Annotated in this window: 13 protein-coding genes; 6 read left to right on the top strand and 7 right to left on the bottom strand. The window is 70.7% G+C overall.

Going from position 1 to position 14,962, the window contains the following annotated elements; genetic code table 11:
• Positions 1-119 precede the first annotated feature (119 nt).
• The 4 genes from rsmA to ACFQWG_RS08950 all read left to right on the top strand — a co-directional run bounded on the left by rsmA (position 120) and on the right by ACFQWG_RS08950 (position 5,828).
• The gene (gene rsmA, locus ACFQWG_RS08965; protein WP_380974560.1) at positions 120-1,154 is read left to right on the top strand and encodes a 16S rRNA (adenine(1518)-N(6)/adenine(1519)-N(6))-dimethyltransferase RsmA; all 1,035 of its coding nucleotides are present in this window, start codon (positions 120-122) and stop codon (positions 1,152-1,154) included.
• Positions 1,147-2,199, top strand: a complete 1,053-nt coding sequence (locus tag ACFQWG_RS08960; protein ID WP_380974559.1) for a 4-(cytidine 5'-diphospho)-2-C-methyl-D-erythritol kinase — start codon at positions 1,147-1,149, stop codon at positions 2,197-2,199. The genes rsmA and ACFQWG_RS08960 overlap by 8 nt, the downstream gene beginning before the upstream one ends.
• Complete coding sequence (locus tag ACFQWG_RS08955) at positions 2,199-4,121, top strand: ABC-F family ATP-binding cassette domain-containing protein (protein WP_380974557.1); 1,923 nt, start codon at positions 2,199-2,201, stop codon at positions 4,119-4,121. The genes ACFQWG_RS08960 and ACFQWG_RS08955 overlap by 1 nt, the downstream gene beginning before the upstream one ends.
• Positions 4,122-4,337: 216 nt before the next feature.
• Positions 4,338-5,828: a hypothetical protein gene (locus ACFQWG_RS08950; RefSeq protein ID WP_380974556.1), complete on the top strand. Its 1,491-nt coding sequence runs from the start codon at positions 4,338-4,340 to the stop codon at positions 5,826-5,828.
• Between the two features lie 82 nt (positions 5,829-5,910).
• Here the strand turns inward: ACFQWG_RS08950 and ACFQWG_RS08945 are convergent, their stop codons facing one another.
• From ACFQWG_RS08945 to nrdD, 3 genes are all read right to left on the bottom strand, one after another.
• The gene (locus ACFQWG_RS08945) at positions 5,911-6,165 is read right to left on the bottom strand and encodes a helix-turn-helix transcriptional regulator (protein ID WP_380974554.1); all 255 of its coding nucleotides are present in this window, start codon (positions 6,163-6,165) and stop codon (positions 5,911-5,913) included.
• Between the two features lie 124 nt (positions 6,166-6,289).
• Complete coding sequence (gene nrdG / locus ACFQWG_RS08940; RefSeq protein WP_380974552.1) at positions 6,290-6,979, bottom strand: anaerobic ribonucleoside-triphosphate reductase activating protein; 690 nt, start codon at positions 6,977-6,979, stop codon at positions 6,290-6,292.
• The gene (gene nrdD / locus ACFQWG_RS08935; RefSeq protein ID WP_380974550.1) at positions 6,955-9,432 is read right to left on the bottom strand and encodes an anaerobic ribonucleoside-triphosphate reductase; all 2,478 of its coding nucleotides are present in this window, start codon (positions 9,430-9,432) and stop codon (positions 6,955-6,957) included. Before nrdD ends, nrdG begins: the two co-directional genes overlap by 25 nt.
• Positions 9,433-9,856: 424 nt before the next feature.
• Here nrdD and ACFQWG_RS08930 point away from each other — a divergent pair, with 424 nt between their 5' ends.
• Positions 9,857-10,147 carry a DUF1540 domain-containing protein gene (locus tag ACFQWG_RS08930; protein ID WP_291498340.1) on the top strand — a complete coding sequence of 97 codons (291 nt, stop codon included), beginning with the start codon at positions 9,857-9,859 and terminating at the stop codon, positions 10,145-10,147.
• 102 nt (positions 10,148-10,249) lie between these two features.
• Here ACFQWG_RS08930 and ACFQWG_RS08925 read toward each other — a convergent pair whose 3' ends face one another.
• From ACFQWG_RS08925 to ACFQWG_RS08910, 4 genes are all read right to left on the bottom strand, one after another.
• Entirely contained in the window at positions 10,250-10,693 is a 444-nt protein-coding gene (locus ACFQWG_RS08925) for a hypothetical protein (RefSeq protein WP_380974548.1), read from the bottom strand.
• Positions 10,648-11,997 (bottom strand): hypothetical protein, encoded by a 1,350-nt coding sequence (locus ACFQWG_RS08920; RefSeq protein WP_380974546.1) that lies wholly within the window; start codon positions 11,995-11,997, stop codon positions 10,648-10,650. Before ACFQWG_RS08920 ends, ACFQWG_RS08925 begins: the two co-directional genes overlap by 46 nt.
• Entirely contained in the window at positions 11,982-12,767 is a 786-nt protein-coding gene (locus ACFQWG_RS08915; RefSeq protein ID WP_380974544.1) for an ABC transporter ATP-binding protein, read from the bottom strand. Before ACFQWG_RS08915 ends, ACFQWG_RS08920 begins: the two co-directional genes overlap by 16 nt.
• A gap of 71 nt (positions 12,768-12,838) precedes the next feature.
• Entirely contained in the window at positions 12,839-13,378 is a 540-nt protein-coding gene (locus tag ACFQWG_RS08910) for a MarR family winged helix-turn-helix transcriptional regulator (RefSeq protein ID WP_380974542.1), read from the bottom strand.
• A gap of 234 nt (positions 13,379-13,612) precedes the next feature.
• Here ACFQWG_RS08910 and ACFQWG_RS08905 point away from each other — a divergent pair, with 234 nt between their 5' ends.
• Complete coding sequence (locus ACFQWG_RS08905) at positions 13,613-14,908, top strand: ABC transporter substrate-binding protein (RefSeq protein WP_380974540.1); 1,296 nt, start codon at positions 13,613-13,615, stop codon at positions 14,906-14,908.
• Positions 14,909-14,962 lie beyond the last annotated feature (54 nt).

Raw genomic sequence — 14,962 nt, 5'->3', positions numbered from 1 at the left:
CGAGCCGTGGGCTTTGTGCCGAAGTGAGGCCCTCGACCGATTCGGTTCGGTGGGAACTCCACGGTTGGACGGGCGAAGGCCGGTGGGAGTCCGGGCGAACGGGGCACTAGGATTCCCCCGTGACCCGATCGCCCCGACCTCCTGCACCCCGTGACCGGGGCCACCGGACAGGCGCCGCACCGGCGCCCGCCACGGTCCGGGGCACGGAGCCCACCGGGTCTGGACTGCTGGGCCCCGTCGAGGTCCGCGCGATCGCGGAGGCCCTGGGGATCCGGCCCACGAAGACCTTGGGGCAGAACTTCGTCCACGACCCCGGCACCGTGCGCCGCATCGTCCGCGCCGGCGGCGTGCTGCCCGGAGACGAGGTGCTGGAGATCGGCCCCGGGCTCGGCTCCCTGACGCTCGCCCTGCTGGAGGCCGGCGCCCGCGTCCGCGCCGTCGAGATCGACGAGGCGCTGGCCCGCGCCCTGCCCCGCACCGTCGACGGCCGCATGCCCGCGGCCTCCGGCCGGCTACGCGTCATCCACGCCGACGCGCTGCGCCTGGAGGGCGCCCGCGACCTCGGCGGGGAGTGGCCCGACCCGACCCGCCTCGTCGCCAACCTCCCGTACAACGTCGCAGTGCCCGTGCTCCTGTCGCTCCTCGAGCGTCTCCCCTCGCTGACCGATGTGCTGGTCATGGTGCAGGCCGAGGTGGCGGACCGCTTGGTGGCGGGTCCGGGCTCGCGCACCTACGGCGTGCCCTCCGCCAAGGCCGCCTGGTACGGCGAGGCCGAGCGCGCGGGGACGATCGGGCGCACCGTGTTCTGGCCGTCCCCCAACGTCGATTCCGCCCTGGTCCGGCTGCGCCGCCATGCCGAGCCCCTGGGCGATGACGCCCTCAGGCGGGCCGTCTTCGAGGTCGTCGACATCGCCTTCGGCCAGCGCCGCAAGACGCTGAGGGCCGCCCTGCGCCACTGGGCCGGGTCCTCGCATCAGGCCGAGGCGCTCCTGCGGGCGGCCGGCGTCGATCCCTCGGCGCGCGGGGAGACCCTGGGCATCGACCGTTTCACGGCGCTCGCCCGGCAGGTGCTCGCGGCGAGAGCCCGTGGCGAGATGCCGAGTCCCGGGAGCGCCGCCGGAGCCCCATCGAGGGAGGAGGGCGCCGATGCGTGAGGTCACCGCCTCCGCGCCGGGCAAGATCAACCTGCTCCTGCGCGTCGGCCGGCCGGGCGCGGACGGCTACCATCCCCTGGTCACGGTCTTCGAGAGCGTGGACCTGCGCGAGACCGTCACCGTGCGCACCGTCAGGAGCCCCGGGATCCAGGTGCGCACCCGCGCCCGCAGTGCGGACGGATCCGTCGACGAGGCCGCCTCGCGCCAGCTGGACGCGCTGCCCCCCGAACGCCACCTCGCCGCCCGGGCGGCGCGCGCGCTGCAAAGGCTCGCGTCGGCCGGCCCCTGGGCGAGCACCGCGGCAGGCGTCCGCCTGGACGTCGACAAGCGCGTGCCGGTGGCGGGCGGCATGGCAGGCGGGTCCGCCGATGCGGCGGCCACGCTCCTCGCCTGCAACGAGCTGTGGGGCCTCGGACTGGATCTCGGACAGCTAGAGCGGATCGGGCGCACCTTGGGGGCCGACGTGCCGGCCTGCCTGGTGGGCGGCATCGCCCTGGGGACCGGGCGCGGCGACCGGATGCGGCTCCTCAGGCCCGGACGCCCGGGGTCCGGCGATCCGGTATCCGGTCGCCCCTGTGCGACGTCGCGGGGCGCGGAGGGCGACCATGTCTGGGCCCTCGCACTGTCGGACATGGGTCTCGCCACCCCTGCGGTCTTCGACGAGCTGGACGCCGCCGGGGGGCCGGGCGGCGGCTGGGCCGCACTGGCAGAGCCCGATGAGCGGCTGACGGGGAGGCTGACGGGTCCCGCGAGCGCCCTCGCGGGCGCCCTCGCCAACGACCTCACGGAACCGGCGCTGCGTCTGCGCCCCGATCTGGGGGAGACGCTGGACGCGGCGCGGCGCGCGGGAGCCGTCGACGCGGTGCTCAGCGGGTCCGGGCCCACCGTGGCGGCGCTCGCCCGGGACGAGGAGCACGGGCGCGGGCTCGCCCGGGCCTGGCTGGACCTCCTGGGGCCGAGGGAGGCGGACGTGATCGTGGTCGGCGGACCCGCCGAGGGCGCGCGGATCGAGGCGGAGTCGAGCTCCGCGGGAGGACGGGACTGATGGCGCACCTGCTGGGGACCCAGTCCGCGGGGGCGATGGCCGGATCCAGGAGGCTGCTGGCCGATGTCACCGTCGGGCTGGAGGATGGGTCTCGCGTGGGCATTCTGGGGCCCAACGGGGCGGGGAAGTCGACCCTGCTGCGCCTGGTGGCGGGGGAGCAGGAGCCGGACGAGGGCTCGGTGGTGCGCCGCGACGGCGTCCGCGTCGTCGTCCTGGACCAGGTGGACCGTCTGGACCCGGACTCCACGGTGGTCGACGCCGTGCACCCGGGGCTGGAGGTCCACGAGTGGGCCTCCGATCCCGCCGTCCGCGACGTCCACGCGGGGCTGCTGGCCGACATCCCCCTCGACGCGCGCATCGGGACTCTCTCCGGCGGTCAGAGGCGGCGTGTGGCGCTGGCCCGCGTGCTGTCGACCCCGGCGGAGATCGTCGCCCTGGACGAGCCCACCAACCATCTCGACGTCGAGGGCGTCGCGTGGCTGGCCCAGCACCTGCGGGCGCGCTTCGCGGGAGTCTCGGGAGCTGACTCGACGGGGGCGGGCGGGTCGGGGGCGCTGCTGGCCGTCACCCATGACCGGTGGTTCCTCGACGCCGTGTGCGAGCACATCTGGGAGGTCGTCCCCGGCGTCGACCCCGGCGGCGACCGCCCCCAGACCCCGGGGCGCGTCGAGATCTATGACGGGTCCTACGCCGCGTACACGCTGGCACGGGCCGAGCGCATGCGGCAGGCGGATGTGGCCGCGCGCAAGCGCGCGAACCTTCTGACGAAGGAGCTCGCGTGGCTGCGGCGCGGCGCGCCGGCGCGGACCGCGAAGCCGAAGTTCCACATCGCCGCCGCTGAGGCCCTCATCGCCGACGTGCCGCCGCCACGCGACGCGGTGGAGCTGGTGCGTATGGCGACGGCCCGCCTGGGCAAGGACGTGCTGGACCTGGAGGACGTCTCAGTGGTGTTCCCCGCCCGGCCCGGCGCGGGAGGCGCTGCGGGTGCGGGCCTGCGCGTCCTCGACCACGTGACCTGGCGTCTGGCCCCGGGCGAGCGCGCCGGCGTGGTCGGCGTGAACGGGGTGGGCAAGACGACGCTGCTCAACCTGCTGCGCGGCGAACTGGAGCCGACGTCCGGGCGGGTCAGGCGCGGGAAGACCGTGAAGGTGGCGACCCTGTCCCAGGACACCCACGAACTCGACGACCTGGGCGACATGCGGGTCGTCGAGGCGGTGGCGGACGTCGCCCAGACCATGGTGATCGACGGCCGGGAGGTGAGCGCGTCCCAGCTCACCGAGCGGATGGGTTTCACCCGCCAGCGCGCCTGGACGCGCATCTCGGAGATCTCCGGCGGTGAGAGGCGGCGCCTCCAGCTCATGCGGCTCCTGATGTCCGAGCCGAACGTGCTGCTCCTCGATGAGCCGACGAACGACCTGGACATCGACACGCTCGCGGCGATGGAGGACCTTCTCGACTCCTTCCCCGGCACGCTCGTCGTCGTCAGCCACGACCGGTACCTGCTCGAACGCGTCACGGACCACCAGGTGGCGCTGCTCGGAGACGGCACGGTGCGGGCGCTGCCGGGCGGTGTCGAGCAGTACCTGAGGTTGCGCGAGGCGGGCGCGGGCGCGGCGCCCTCATCGTCAGGGAGGGACGAGGACGGCCAGGCGGCCCGGGACGGGTCGGCGGCCACCTCGAGTGCCGCCGGGCGGCGCGCGGCCAAGAAGGAGGCCGATCGGGTGCAGCGGAGGCTTGAGAAGCTGCGGACCCGCGCCTCGGCGGTCGAGGAGGAGCTGGCGCGGGTCTCCCAGGCGCTCGACGGCGCCCCGGAGCAGGTGCAGCGCCTCACCGAGCTGTCGGAGGAACTGCGGGCCCTTGAGGAGCAGGTCGACCAGGCCGAGACCGAATGGCTGGAGGCTGCCGAGCGCGCCGAGCTGTGATCGCCTTTCCGGACGCGTACGTGACGCCCGCCCTCGGCGTGCATCCGGGCGCATGCGCGCCCGCCCCGAGGTTCGGTGAGCGATCAGCGCCGTATCGGGCCGACTGAGGCGTTCAACCTCGGGCTGGGCGCATCTTCATTGGATGAAGCCTGTCTCATGATATTTTGAGCATCGACCGGACGTCATCTGCTCTCTTCCAGCGCGAGGCTGACGGACATGGACAACGCAGAAGGTGGAGGCCGTGGCGATCACGTCCGTGCTTTCGTGTCGGTCGCGCTATGGGGATCGTGCGTCTTCGTCTACTTCGTGGGCTCCGCCGTCGACTGGTTCTCCGACCCGTGGCGCGATGGCTTTCCGGATCCGGTGTGGGGCGATTTCCCGGAGAGACAGACGTGGCCGATCGTGACGGCGATCTTCATCGGCGGAGCGCTGATGTTGGCTGTATCCCGTATGAGGAGCATCCGCCATGTGAGCATGGCGGACGCCCTCAGGCGCCGCCTGATGCTGGTCGCCCGAGTTCTCACGCTGCTCATGTGCGGCGTCGGCGCGATCCGGGTGGCGTATGTGCTCTGGCATTCCCTTCGAGAACGCTGGGCGATTTACCCGGGATGGGCGGGAATGGCGACGCTGTGCCTCGCCGCTGCCCTCGCCGCTGCCCTTCTCCCCTCCGCGCCGGTGCCTCCCCCACGAGAGGGACGTAACCGTGCTTCCGTCCGTCATCCCGTCGTCCTCGTTGGCGCTCTGGCTGTGTCGGTGATGGCGCTGCCGGTGATGATCGTGATGGGTCCCAATGCCGCTCAGACCACGTGGCACGTCGCATCGGAGGACGCGGTGACGGCAGTGGCCTCGTCGGCCACCGACTCGCCCATCAAGATGGCCACTGTGCGCGGGGAGTCCGAGAAGGGAACATCGTGGGAGATGTCCTGGAAGGGGGCGGATCGGCCCTCCCTCATCAGGTCCCGAACCGGTGGGACGACGGCCGTCCTGCTCGTGCAGTCGGCGCCGACGCGCTCCCGGCTCGCCCTCCTGGACTCCCAACAGGGTGCGGTGATCGCTTCGCTCGACCAGAGCGAATTCGACAGACTCGGGATCGACGCTTCACCGGACAGCGAGGCTTCTCCGGAGCTCGAGACCTACGGGAATGTGCTCGTCGCGGCCGGCCAGGCGACGGAATGGCTCGACTTGGCGACGGGCGCCCGGCTCGACGGTCCCCCCGAGAATGCCCAGGAGGCGGCCACGGCGCGCAGCCAGACGCCCGATGGCGTGCATGGACGCAACCTTTCGACCGGAGAGACCTGGTTCGTCGGGGACGACGGCCTGTGCGAACGCCGCGTCGCCCATGACGACCGTGGACAGTGGATCGCCACCGACGAGGTTCTCGTCGTGGTCCAGGATTGCCATGCTCAGCCATCGGAAGACAAGGACCCGACGTGGGCGCGGCCCGCCGGCCCTGCGCCGAAGACGGACCCGGACTCCCTGACTCTGCTCGGAATCGATGTGCGGCATGCGACGCTGCTGTGGCAGTCGGACGTGCCCGGGTGGGCGCAGTGGTCCCGGCAGTACGACGGCAGCGTCCCGTCCTGGGCATCGGGCCGGGTTCCGCTGGCCTTCTCGTTCGACGACGCGGATCGGACGGCGACTCTTCAGTTCGACGGGCGCTCGCGAGCACTCGACATCGGGAGCGGGCGGCAGGAGCCGGGAGGGTGATTCCGACGCCTATCGTGTCTCCCCGTCTCAGGCCTTGTTGTCTCAGCGCGACCGTCCGGACATATAGATGTCCAGGACCTCCTCAGTGGACGCCAAGATTCATCAGCTCCTCGAGGTCGGCCAATGAGCTGTCACTGCTGATGTCGAGACGCAATCCGAGGGTGCTGACGGCCCTGAGGAGCGTAGTGAGGCGGGGATTGCCGTTGGGTGATTCCAAGGCGATGACGGAACCGCGGGAAACGCCCATACGTTGGGCGAGGTCGTGTTGAGTCAGCCCCTGGGCCCGACGCTCCCCCGCAATGATGGCCCCCACGTCGGTCGTGGTCGTGGCAAGCATGCGAACTCCTGTGAGGTCTGGTTTACCGGACTTCCCCACCGAAGTACAGAATACTTTACTTCTATCGGGGTGTCCAGTATTCTGCACATCGGTTGTGGGGCGAAACCGACGCTCATGCAGCCGCTCAGGCGGCCCCTTCGCCGGCGAGGCGTTCCTTGGTGTAGATCTCGGGGATGCGGCGGGTGAGGTCGTCAAGGCGCGGCCACGGGACGGGGCGCCCCGCTTGGCGGCTGGCTGTCACGTCGAGGACGCGCTGGTTGGAGGATCCGCGGAACTGGAGGCGTGAGTCGGCGAGATCCTTGATGTAGCGTCCGTCGACGAGGACGTCGACCAGGGACAGCAGCCGCGCCTTGTCGGGGGTCTCTCCGGGGCGTGCGAGTTCTTCCCACGTGTACCCGGTCCAGCACCAGATGTCGCGGGCCGCTCCGAACTCGGCACGCACGCGCCGCGCCAGCGGGATCAGCATGGGCGTGTTGAGCATCGGCTCCCCGCCCAGGAGAGTGAGTCCTTGGACGGCCGGATGGGCGAGGTCGGAAAGGATCCGGTCTTCGAGTTCGCGGGTGTAGGGCTGGCCTGCCAGGAACGTCCAGATCGAGGAGTTCCAGCAGCCGTCGCACCGGAAGGGGCATCCGCTGACGTAGAGGGAGCAGCGGATGCCCTCCCCGTCGGTCATGACGAAGGGCTTGTAGTCGGCGATCATGCCCTGGGACAGGCGCCGACCGTCCCACCCGCCTGCCCCGGGGTTGGCGGAGCCGGCGTAGGGAATACCCGGGCCAAGATCCGAGCTCATCATGACGGCTGGCCCGTCGTCCACTCGCGGGTCGTGCCGTCGGGCAGGGTGACGTGCCCGGTCAGGCCGGACACATGCTTCGCGCGGTGGGTGATCTCCTCGTGGCGGCCGTGGACCATGGGACGCTGGACCGGGTTGCCCAGGTATCCGCAGGTCCGCTTCGTCACGTCGCACCTGTCAGGGTCGCTGTTGGCGCACTCGGGGCAGCGGAACCCCTCGTCGGTGGGCTCGAAGTCGCCCTCGAACCCGCAGACGTAGCAGTGGTCGATCGGCGTGTTCGTGCCCAGGTAGCCGATCCCGATCCGGTAGGCGTAGTCCCACACCGCCTCCAGTGCTTTCCTGTTCTGCTGCAGGGAGGGGAACTCGCAGTAGTGGATGAAGCCGCCCGCGGCGTACCGGGGGAAGTCGACCTCGTAGTCGAGCTTCTCCATCGGGGTGGGCTTGAGCCACACCGGGTAGTGGAAGGAGTTCGTGTAGAAGTCATGGTCGGTGATGCCGTCGACGACGCCGAAGGCCTCGGTGTCCATGCGGTTGAAGCGGTCGGTGAGGGACTCCGCGGGCGTGGAGTACACCGAGTAGTGGTAGCCCTCGGCCGCCTCCCACTCCCGGCACAGGTCGCGCATGCGGGCCACGATCGACAGGGCGAACTCGCGCCCCTCCGGATCCCAGTCGTGATCGCGGATCCAGTCCTTGCCGTAGAAGGCGGCGACCGTCTCGGCCAGGCCGATGTAGCCGAGGCTGATCGTCGCACGCTTCCGGTTGAAGAGCTGGTCGACGTCGTCGTGGGGCCCGAGCCGCCCGAAGGCGCCGAACTGGTAGAGGCTGGGGGCGGCCACCGGCTCGGTCTGCTTGCAGCGGTCGATGCGGAACCGCAGCGCCTTGTGCGCCAGGGCCGCACGCTCCTCGAAGATCTCCCAGAAGCGGTCCTTGCCCGCGTGGGACTCGAGCGCGATTCGGGGCAGGTCGATGGTGACGACACCGAGGTTCATGCGCCCCTCCTCCACGTCCTCCCCGGTCTCGGGGTCCGTCCAGGCGTGGAGGAAGGACCGGCAGCCCATGGGGGCCTTGAAGGAGCCGGTGATCTTCTCGATGTTCTCGTAGAACAGGACGTCGGGGTACATGCGCTTCGTGGAGCACTCCAGCGCCAACTGCTTGAGGTCATAGCTTGGGTCCCCGGGGTCCGCGTTGACGCCGTGGCGGATGGCGTAGGTGAGCTTCGGGAAGATGGCCGTGCGCTGCTCGCGGCCCAGCCCGCGGATCCGGATCAGGAAGATGGCGCGCGTGATCTCGCGGGCGAACCAGGAGGTGCCCAAGCCGAAGCCGACCGTGACGAAGGGGGTCTGGCCGCTGCTGACCCTGTTGGAGTTGATCTGGTACTCCAGGGTCTGCATGGCGTCGTAGATGGACTTGCGGGTGAGCATCTTGGCGTAGACCTCGCGCAGCTGGACCAGGCGCGGGGCGTCCCGGGTGAAGGGCTCGTCGTCGGGCAACGGAGCGCGGTCCTCGATGTGCAGCCACCCCGGCTCGCGCGACTTGAGCGCGGCGACGATCCTCTCGGCGGCTGGGACGCCGGTGGCCTCGGGGATGACGATGAGCGCCATGTCGAGATGCTTGGCGTAGTCGAGACGGGCGTAGGGCTCGAGGAGTTCGTCGGCCCGGTTGACGGTCTGCCCGCCGTACTGGCTGCTCGCGACATCTTTGATGATCTGCGTGATCTGCGTGGCGGCAGTCCCAATCGAGCGGGGAGACTCCATCTTCGCGTTGCCCAGTTCGAACCCGTTGGCGAGCATATCCGCGAAGTCGGGCAGAGAGCAGTTCGTCATCGACGTGAACGGCGAGTAGTCCAGATCATGGAAGTGGATCTGCCCCTTGAGGTGCGCGTTCGCGACGTCGGGCGGCAGCTGGGACAGGGCGGTCGCCTTGGACACGGAGCCCGCCAACAAGTCCCTCTGAGTGGCGAACACGCGGCTGTCCTTGTTCGCATTCTCGTTGACCAGGGACTCATCTCGAGACGTCAGACGCAAGACGGCCTCGCGGACATCGCCGGCCTTCGTCCGCTCGATATCGCGGTGGAGCCGGTAGGACGTGTACGACTGGGCGACGTCGTACTCGTGGGCGTCAACCAGGGAGCGCTCGACGAGGGTCTGGATCTCGTCGATGCGCACGGGACCGCTCCGCCCCTGCGCGAGCCCAGCCACGATCTGGTCGACAATGCCCTCGATGACCTGCCTGCGCTTGGGGGTGACCCTCTGCTTGATACCGTGATAGGCAGCGGTGATGGCAGCGACGATCCTCTCGCGGTCGAAGGCCACCAGTCGGCCGTCCCGTTTCACCACGGTGAGAGACGGCGGTACCGTGTCGAGGGTCGGGCGTGTCGCGGCAGGATCGGTCATCCCGGCCCCGGAGAGGGCATCGAGCTCCTCGCCGAGGGTCCCGCGGCGATCCCGCACCCCTGCACTGACGAACCCGATGGCCATGGCTGCTCCCCTCGTCGTGCGGCACCCACTAGATCCAGTGCTCTCGTTGGCTGATGGACACAATATATCGTGGTCCGAGTCTGATCCGGGGGTGCCGGAGCCTCTTCGGCGCGGGTCTGCCGACGGCGTCAACGGGTGATCGGCGCCGTCGGGCCGATCGGCGGGGCCGAGGTGATCCGGAAGTGGACGCGCCCCGGCGTGTCGCCTCATTCGCGGACATCGCCGTTGCCGAATGCCCGCAGATCAGCGACACCCGCGTTGTGGATATGCCGCCGGTCACATCCGAGACCGAGAAGGTTCTGACCTGCGTAGACATGGGTCCAGTGGACGACGTTTCGACCAGTGGGGGAAGGTGGCCGCATCCGAGCCGACGGGTCCTCGGCGCGCGGGCCGGGCCCGCGACGGAATGGGAAGGACGACGCACATGTCAGTCGCAACGGAAATGCCTCGCATCCTCGACTGCTCGGTCGAGGTCTGCTCTTACAACAAGGACAATGCCTGCAGCGCAGCGGCGATCACGATGGGCTCGGGCCCCGCCGCCTCCTGCACGACCTTCATCCCCCTGGGGGTGCGGGGCGGTCTGGACCGGGTGACGGCCTTCGTCGGCGCCTGCTCGAAGGCGGACTGCGTCTTCAACGACAACCTCGAGTGCTCTGCCGAGGCCGTCCGCGTGGGCGCCGACTCCGCCCAGTGCCTGACCTACCAGGCCCGGTGACCCGCCGCCGGAGGCCTTCCGGCCGCGGACGTGAGGCCCGCCCCGGCGATCCCGACGAGGGGCGCCGAGGCGGATCCCACGATGCCGGGCGGGCGTCGCCCCTCAGTGGCCCGGCCAAGAGCGGATCGCGGTGAGGTCCTCGACGCATCGCGCGTCCCACAGGCGCCCGGCGGACACGACCCCCGCCCACAGCACGACGACGGCCCACACGGCCGCGCCGGGCACGGCCATGGCGGCCGGCACGGATCCCGACCACTGCGCGAAGCCGAGCAGCACGAGGGCGGGCGCGGCGGCGATCGCCCCGCCGATCCAGACCAGGAACTGGATGAGGAACGTCACCGTCATCTGGCCCGTCCCCTTCGTCGACATCGGCGATGTCCCAGGCGGCTGCACCGGGTACACCCAGCCCGCCCCGACGAACAGGGAGATCGCGCACGCCGCCGCCAGCAGAACCACCATCGCGGCGCTCAGCAGCAGGGTCCCGCGCCCCGGTAGGCCGATCAACACCCCCGCCAGCGCCGCCGAGCCGATGGTGACCGCCAGCATGAGGGGTAGGGAGCCGGCGAGCCGCCCGAGCCTCTCCTGGCTCCCCCGCATCCCGGAGGCGATGGGCAGCCATGCGGCCGTCGAGTCGTACTGCATGAGCGCCCCGACGACCCCCCGAGCACGACGGGCTCGAAGAACAGCAGGAACAGGCCCGAGGCCCCCGGGCTGGATCCGTCCGCCTGCCCCGCGCGGGACATGACGACCGCGAGAACGGGGAAGAGCAGGCCGGAAGCCAGCGACGTGGACAGGCGCGGGTCCTTCAGCCAGTAGACCGACGTGCGCTGTGCCAGGGAGGCGCTCGGCGCGGACAGGCCCAGCCTCTGCCAGCGCTCGACGCCGGGGAGCCAGCGTTCGCCGCGCCCCCCGCCGCCCCCGGCGCGCAGGCGGGAATCGACGAGGGCGTCCCTGCCGCCCCGCGGGCGTCCGGCCCCATCCAGGTCGGGGTCGATGAGAGCGCGGCCGGCGGCGACGGCCTCGTCGATCCGGGGCGGCAGACGGCGCGCGACGCCGCTCATCGCGGAGGGCAGGACCCGCAGCCATACGGCCAGGCCGATCCCGCACGCCGCGAGCGCGATGAGCGCCTGGGCCGCGACTTGGCCCCACTGCCGCTCATGCGCGGAGAGGGCCATGCCCCAGGGCGCGCCCATCGGCGTCCACGCGACCATCCGTCCGACGCGGGTCACGGCCGACGACGACAGCTCGGATCCCAGCGCTCGCATCCACAGTCCCATGGGCGTGACGACGCCCATGAACAGGGCGAAGGCGACGATGCTGAGGAGGTCGCGCCGCGACGACGTCGACGTCAGGCGCACGCCGAGCCAAGTGGTCCCCACGCGCGCCCAGGTGAAGGCGGCGAGCAGTCCGAGGGGCGCGCCGGTCAGGGCGGCCAGCGCCGCCCCCGCGTCCCCCGCCGCTGCCCATGCCGCGACGGGGATGAGGGCGCCCAACGTCGAGAGCGCGCCGCCGACGCCGACTCCGGTCGCCAGCACCAGGGCGAGAGCCAGGCGCGCGGTCGGCGCGACATGGGGCGCGAACCTGCGCGGATCCAGCGTGTTGTCGATGCTGGCGAACAGGACGGGAACGACCACCCACCCGACGACCAGGAGCGCGCCGGCCACCACCATCAGGGCTCCGGTCGTGCCGGCGCTGCCCGTCACCACCCCGGCGATCGCGCCCGCCGCCATCCCGGCGACGACGCCCAGGCCCCACAGCAGGCCCAGCACGATCCCGACGGTGGTGGAGACCTGCCGGGTCATGGTGTTCCACAGGACGCGAAGCTTGAGCCGGATCAGTTGCCCAGCCATGACAGCCCCTCGTCCTGGTGGCGCCCGCCGACGAGCTGGGTGAAGCGGTCCTCGAGGTCCTGACCGGCGGCGACCTGTTCCGTGGTGCCGGCCACGAGCACCCGTCCGTGGTTGATGACGGCGACGTGGGTGCACAGCTTCTGGACGGTGGCCATGACGTGGCTGGAGAGGATGACGGTGCCGCCCCGGCGCGCGAAGTCCTGGAGGATCTGGCGGATGTTCGCCGAGGAGACAGGGTCGACGGACTCGAAGGGCTCGTCCAGCACGACGACGCGGGGCCCGTGGATCAGGGCGGAGGCGAGCGCGACCTTCTTCACCATGCCGGCGGAGTAATCGGCGATGAGGGTGTGGGCGGCGTCCTGGAGGTCCAAGGCCCCGATCAGCTCGGTCGTGCGCTCGCGGGCCGTGTCGCGGTCGAGTCCGTGGAGCATGGCGACGTGGGTGAGGAAGTCCGGGCCGGACAGCTTGTCGAGCAGGCGCATCCCGTCGGGCATGACCCCCAGGAGCTGGCGGGCGCGGGCGCGGGCGGTGCGGGAGGAGGTCCACACGTCGACGCCGTGGACCAGCGTGGTGCCGCGGTCCGGGCGCAGCAGGCCGGTGGCCATGGTGAGCATGGTCGTCTTGCCGGCGCCGTTGGGGCCGACGATGCCGTAGAACGAACCGGTGGGGATGTCGAGGCTGAGGTCCGCGACGGCCACGAGGTTGCCGTAGACCTTGAGCAGGCCGCGCATGGACAGGGCGGCGTCCTCGTCGGACGGGGGGAGGGCCATCGGCGTCTTCCTGGTCGGGGGCGTGGGCGGTTCGAGTGCCTACCCTCCAGATATATCACGTCGGCGCCGAGTCACCCGCGGGGTGGACCCGCCGTCCTCGGCCGCTCGAAGGGGAGCAGCAGGGCGCGCAGCAGGCCGGCCAGGCGGTGGGACTCCTCGGGCGTGAGCGGGGACAGCAGGCGGGTCTCGCATTCCAGCAGCGCGATGAGGGCTGTGTCGACGCGCGTCCTCCCAGCGGCGGTGAGCGTGACCAAGACGGTGCGGCGATCCTCCGGCGAGGGGGAGCGGACCACGAGCCCCTCCCGCTCCAGGCGGTCGATGCGGTTCGTCGTGGTGCCGGAGGACACCATCAGCTCGTTCATCAGCGCGCCGGGAGTCAGCGCATAGGGCTCTCCCGCCCGTCGCAGGGAGGAGAGCACGTCGAATTGCCAGGGCTCGAGGTGCTGGTCGGCGAAGGCCGCACGGCGCTCCAGGTCCAGGCGCCTGGCCAGGCGGGTGACGCGGGAGAGGACGCTCATCGGCGCGGTGTCCAGGTCGGGGCGCTCGAGATGCCAGGCCGCCACGATGCGGTCGACCTCGTCCCCATGCTCGTCCTCGACCGAGATCCCCATGCAGTGAAGATACTCGATGTCGAGACAAACTGCTGTCGCGGGTGATCACGGGCGCCTGCCGCGGGCGGCGCGTCTCATCCGCAATGTGGACGATAGTCAATGAATCTTGTTGGATCGGAACAGACTACATATTGTGTGAGTCAAGAGCCAGTCAAACATCGGGCTGGTCGACACGGCCTCCGAGGCTCCCTGTCTCCGCACGGCTCCCCGTCACAACCATCCACAGGAGTCCCCATGAACACTCAACGACATGTCGGTCCCCCCGCGGCGCGCTCCCTCCTGCGAACCGCCTCCCTCGGCGCGGTCGCGGCTCTCGCGCTGGCGGCCTGCGCCAGCGGGGGGTCGTCCTCGTCGGACGACGCCGCCTCGGGCGACGGGGCCGCCGGCGACTCCGGCGGGCTCGATCTGTCGATCGGCACGATCCTGCCCCAGACCGGGTCTCTCGCGACCCTGGGACCGCCCGAGATCGCCGGCGTGGACCTGGCCGTGAAGGAGATCAACGACGCCGCCAAGGGCCTGACCATCGAGGTGACGCACACCGACTCCGGGGACACGACGACGAACATCGCCACGCAGTCGGCCACCTCCCTGCTCTCCCAGGGGGTCTCGACGATCATCGGCGCGGCGTCCTCGGGAGTGTCGATGACGATCATCGACCAGATCACGCAGGCCGGGGTCGTGGAGATCTCCCCGGCCAACACGTCCCCGGACTTCACCGACTACGACGACGACGGGTTCTACTGGCGCACCGCCCCCTCCGACGTCCTCCAGGGACAGATCCTGGGGAACAAGATCATCGAGGACGGCAAGACCAACGTGGCCATCCTCTACATGAACGATCCCTATGGGATCGGGCTGTCGGAGAACATCGCCAAGACCCTGGAGGCCGCGGGCGTCGCCGTCGCGGCGAACATCACCTACGATCCGGCGGCGTCGAACTTCACCTCCGAGGTCGGCCAGATCCTGGGCGCCGGGCCGGACGCGGTGGTCGTCGTCGGGTTCGAGGAGTCGAAGGTCATCTTCTCCAACCTGGCCACGGAGGGGTACGACTTCGCGAACGTCTACGGCACGGACGGCAACTACGGGCTCATGCAGCCGGGCGACGAGCCCGACATCGCGGGCGCCCAGTTCTCCAGCCCGGGGGTGAAGGCGTCGGACGACCTCCAGTCACGCCTCCAGGATCTGGTGAAGTCCCAGGGCGGGGAGGAACTGCAGGTCTTCACCTACGGGCCGGAGTCCTACGACGCGGTGATCCTCAGCGCCCTGGCGGCCCTGCAGGGCGGGGCCGCGGACGGGACGACGATCCGCGACAATCTGGAGTCCGTCTCCAAGGACGGCACGAAGTGCGCGACGTTCGCCGAGTGCGCGGACCTCATCGCCGCGGGCACCGACGTCGACTACGACGGCCAGTCCGGTCCCGTCACCTTCGACGCGGCCGGAGACGTCACGGAGGCCACGGTGTCGATCTACAAGTACACCTCGGGCAACGAGTCCGAGTGGGTGGACGGGGTCGAGGGGTCGCTGAGCTGAGCGATCGGCGGCCCCGCCCACCAGCGGGGCCGAGCCCGGGAGGGGGCGAGCGGC

Origin of the sequence: Schaalia naturae, from assembly GCF_042665795.1 — a bacterium.
Taxonomy (GTDB): domain Bacteria; phylum Actinomycetota; class Actinomycetes; order Actinomycetales; family Actinomycetaceae; genus Pauljensenia; species Pauljensenia naturae.
The sequence above is the reverse complement of the archived record's forward strand: the minus strand, read 5'-3'. Positions and strand labels throughout refer to the sequence as shown.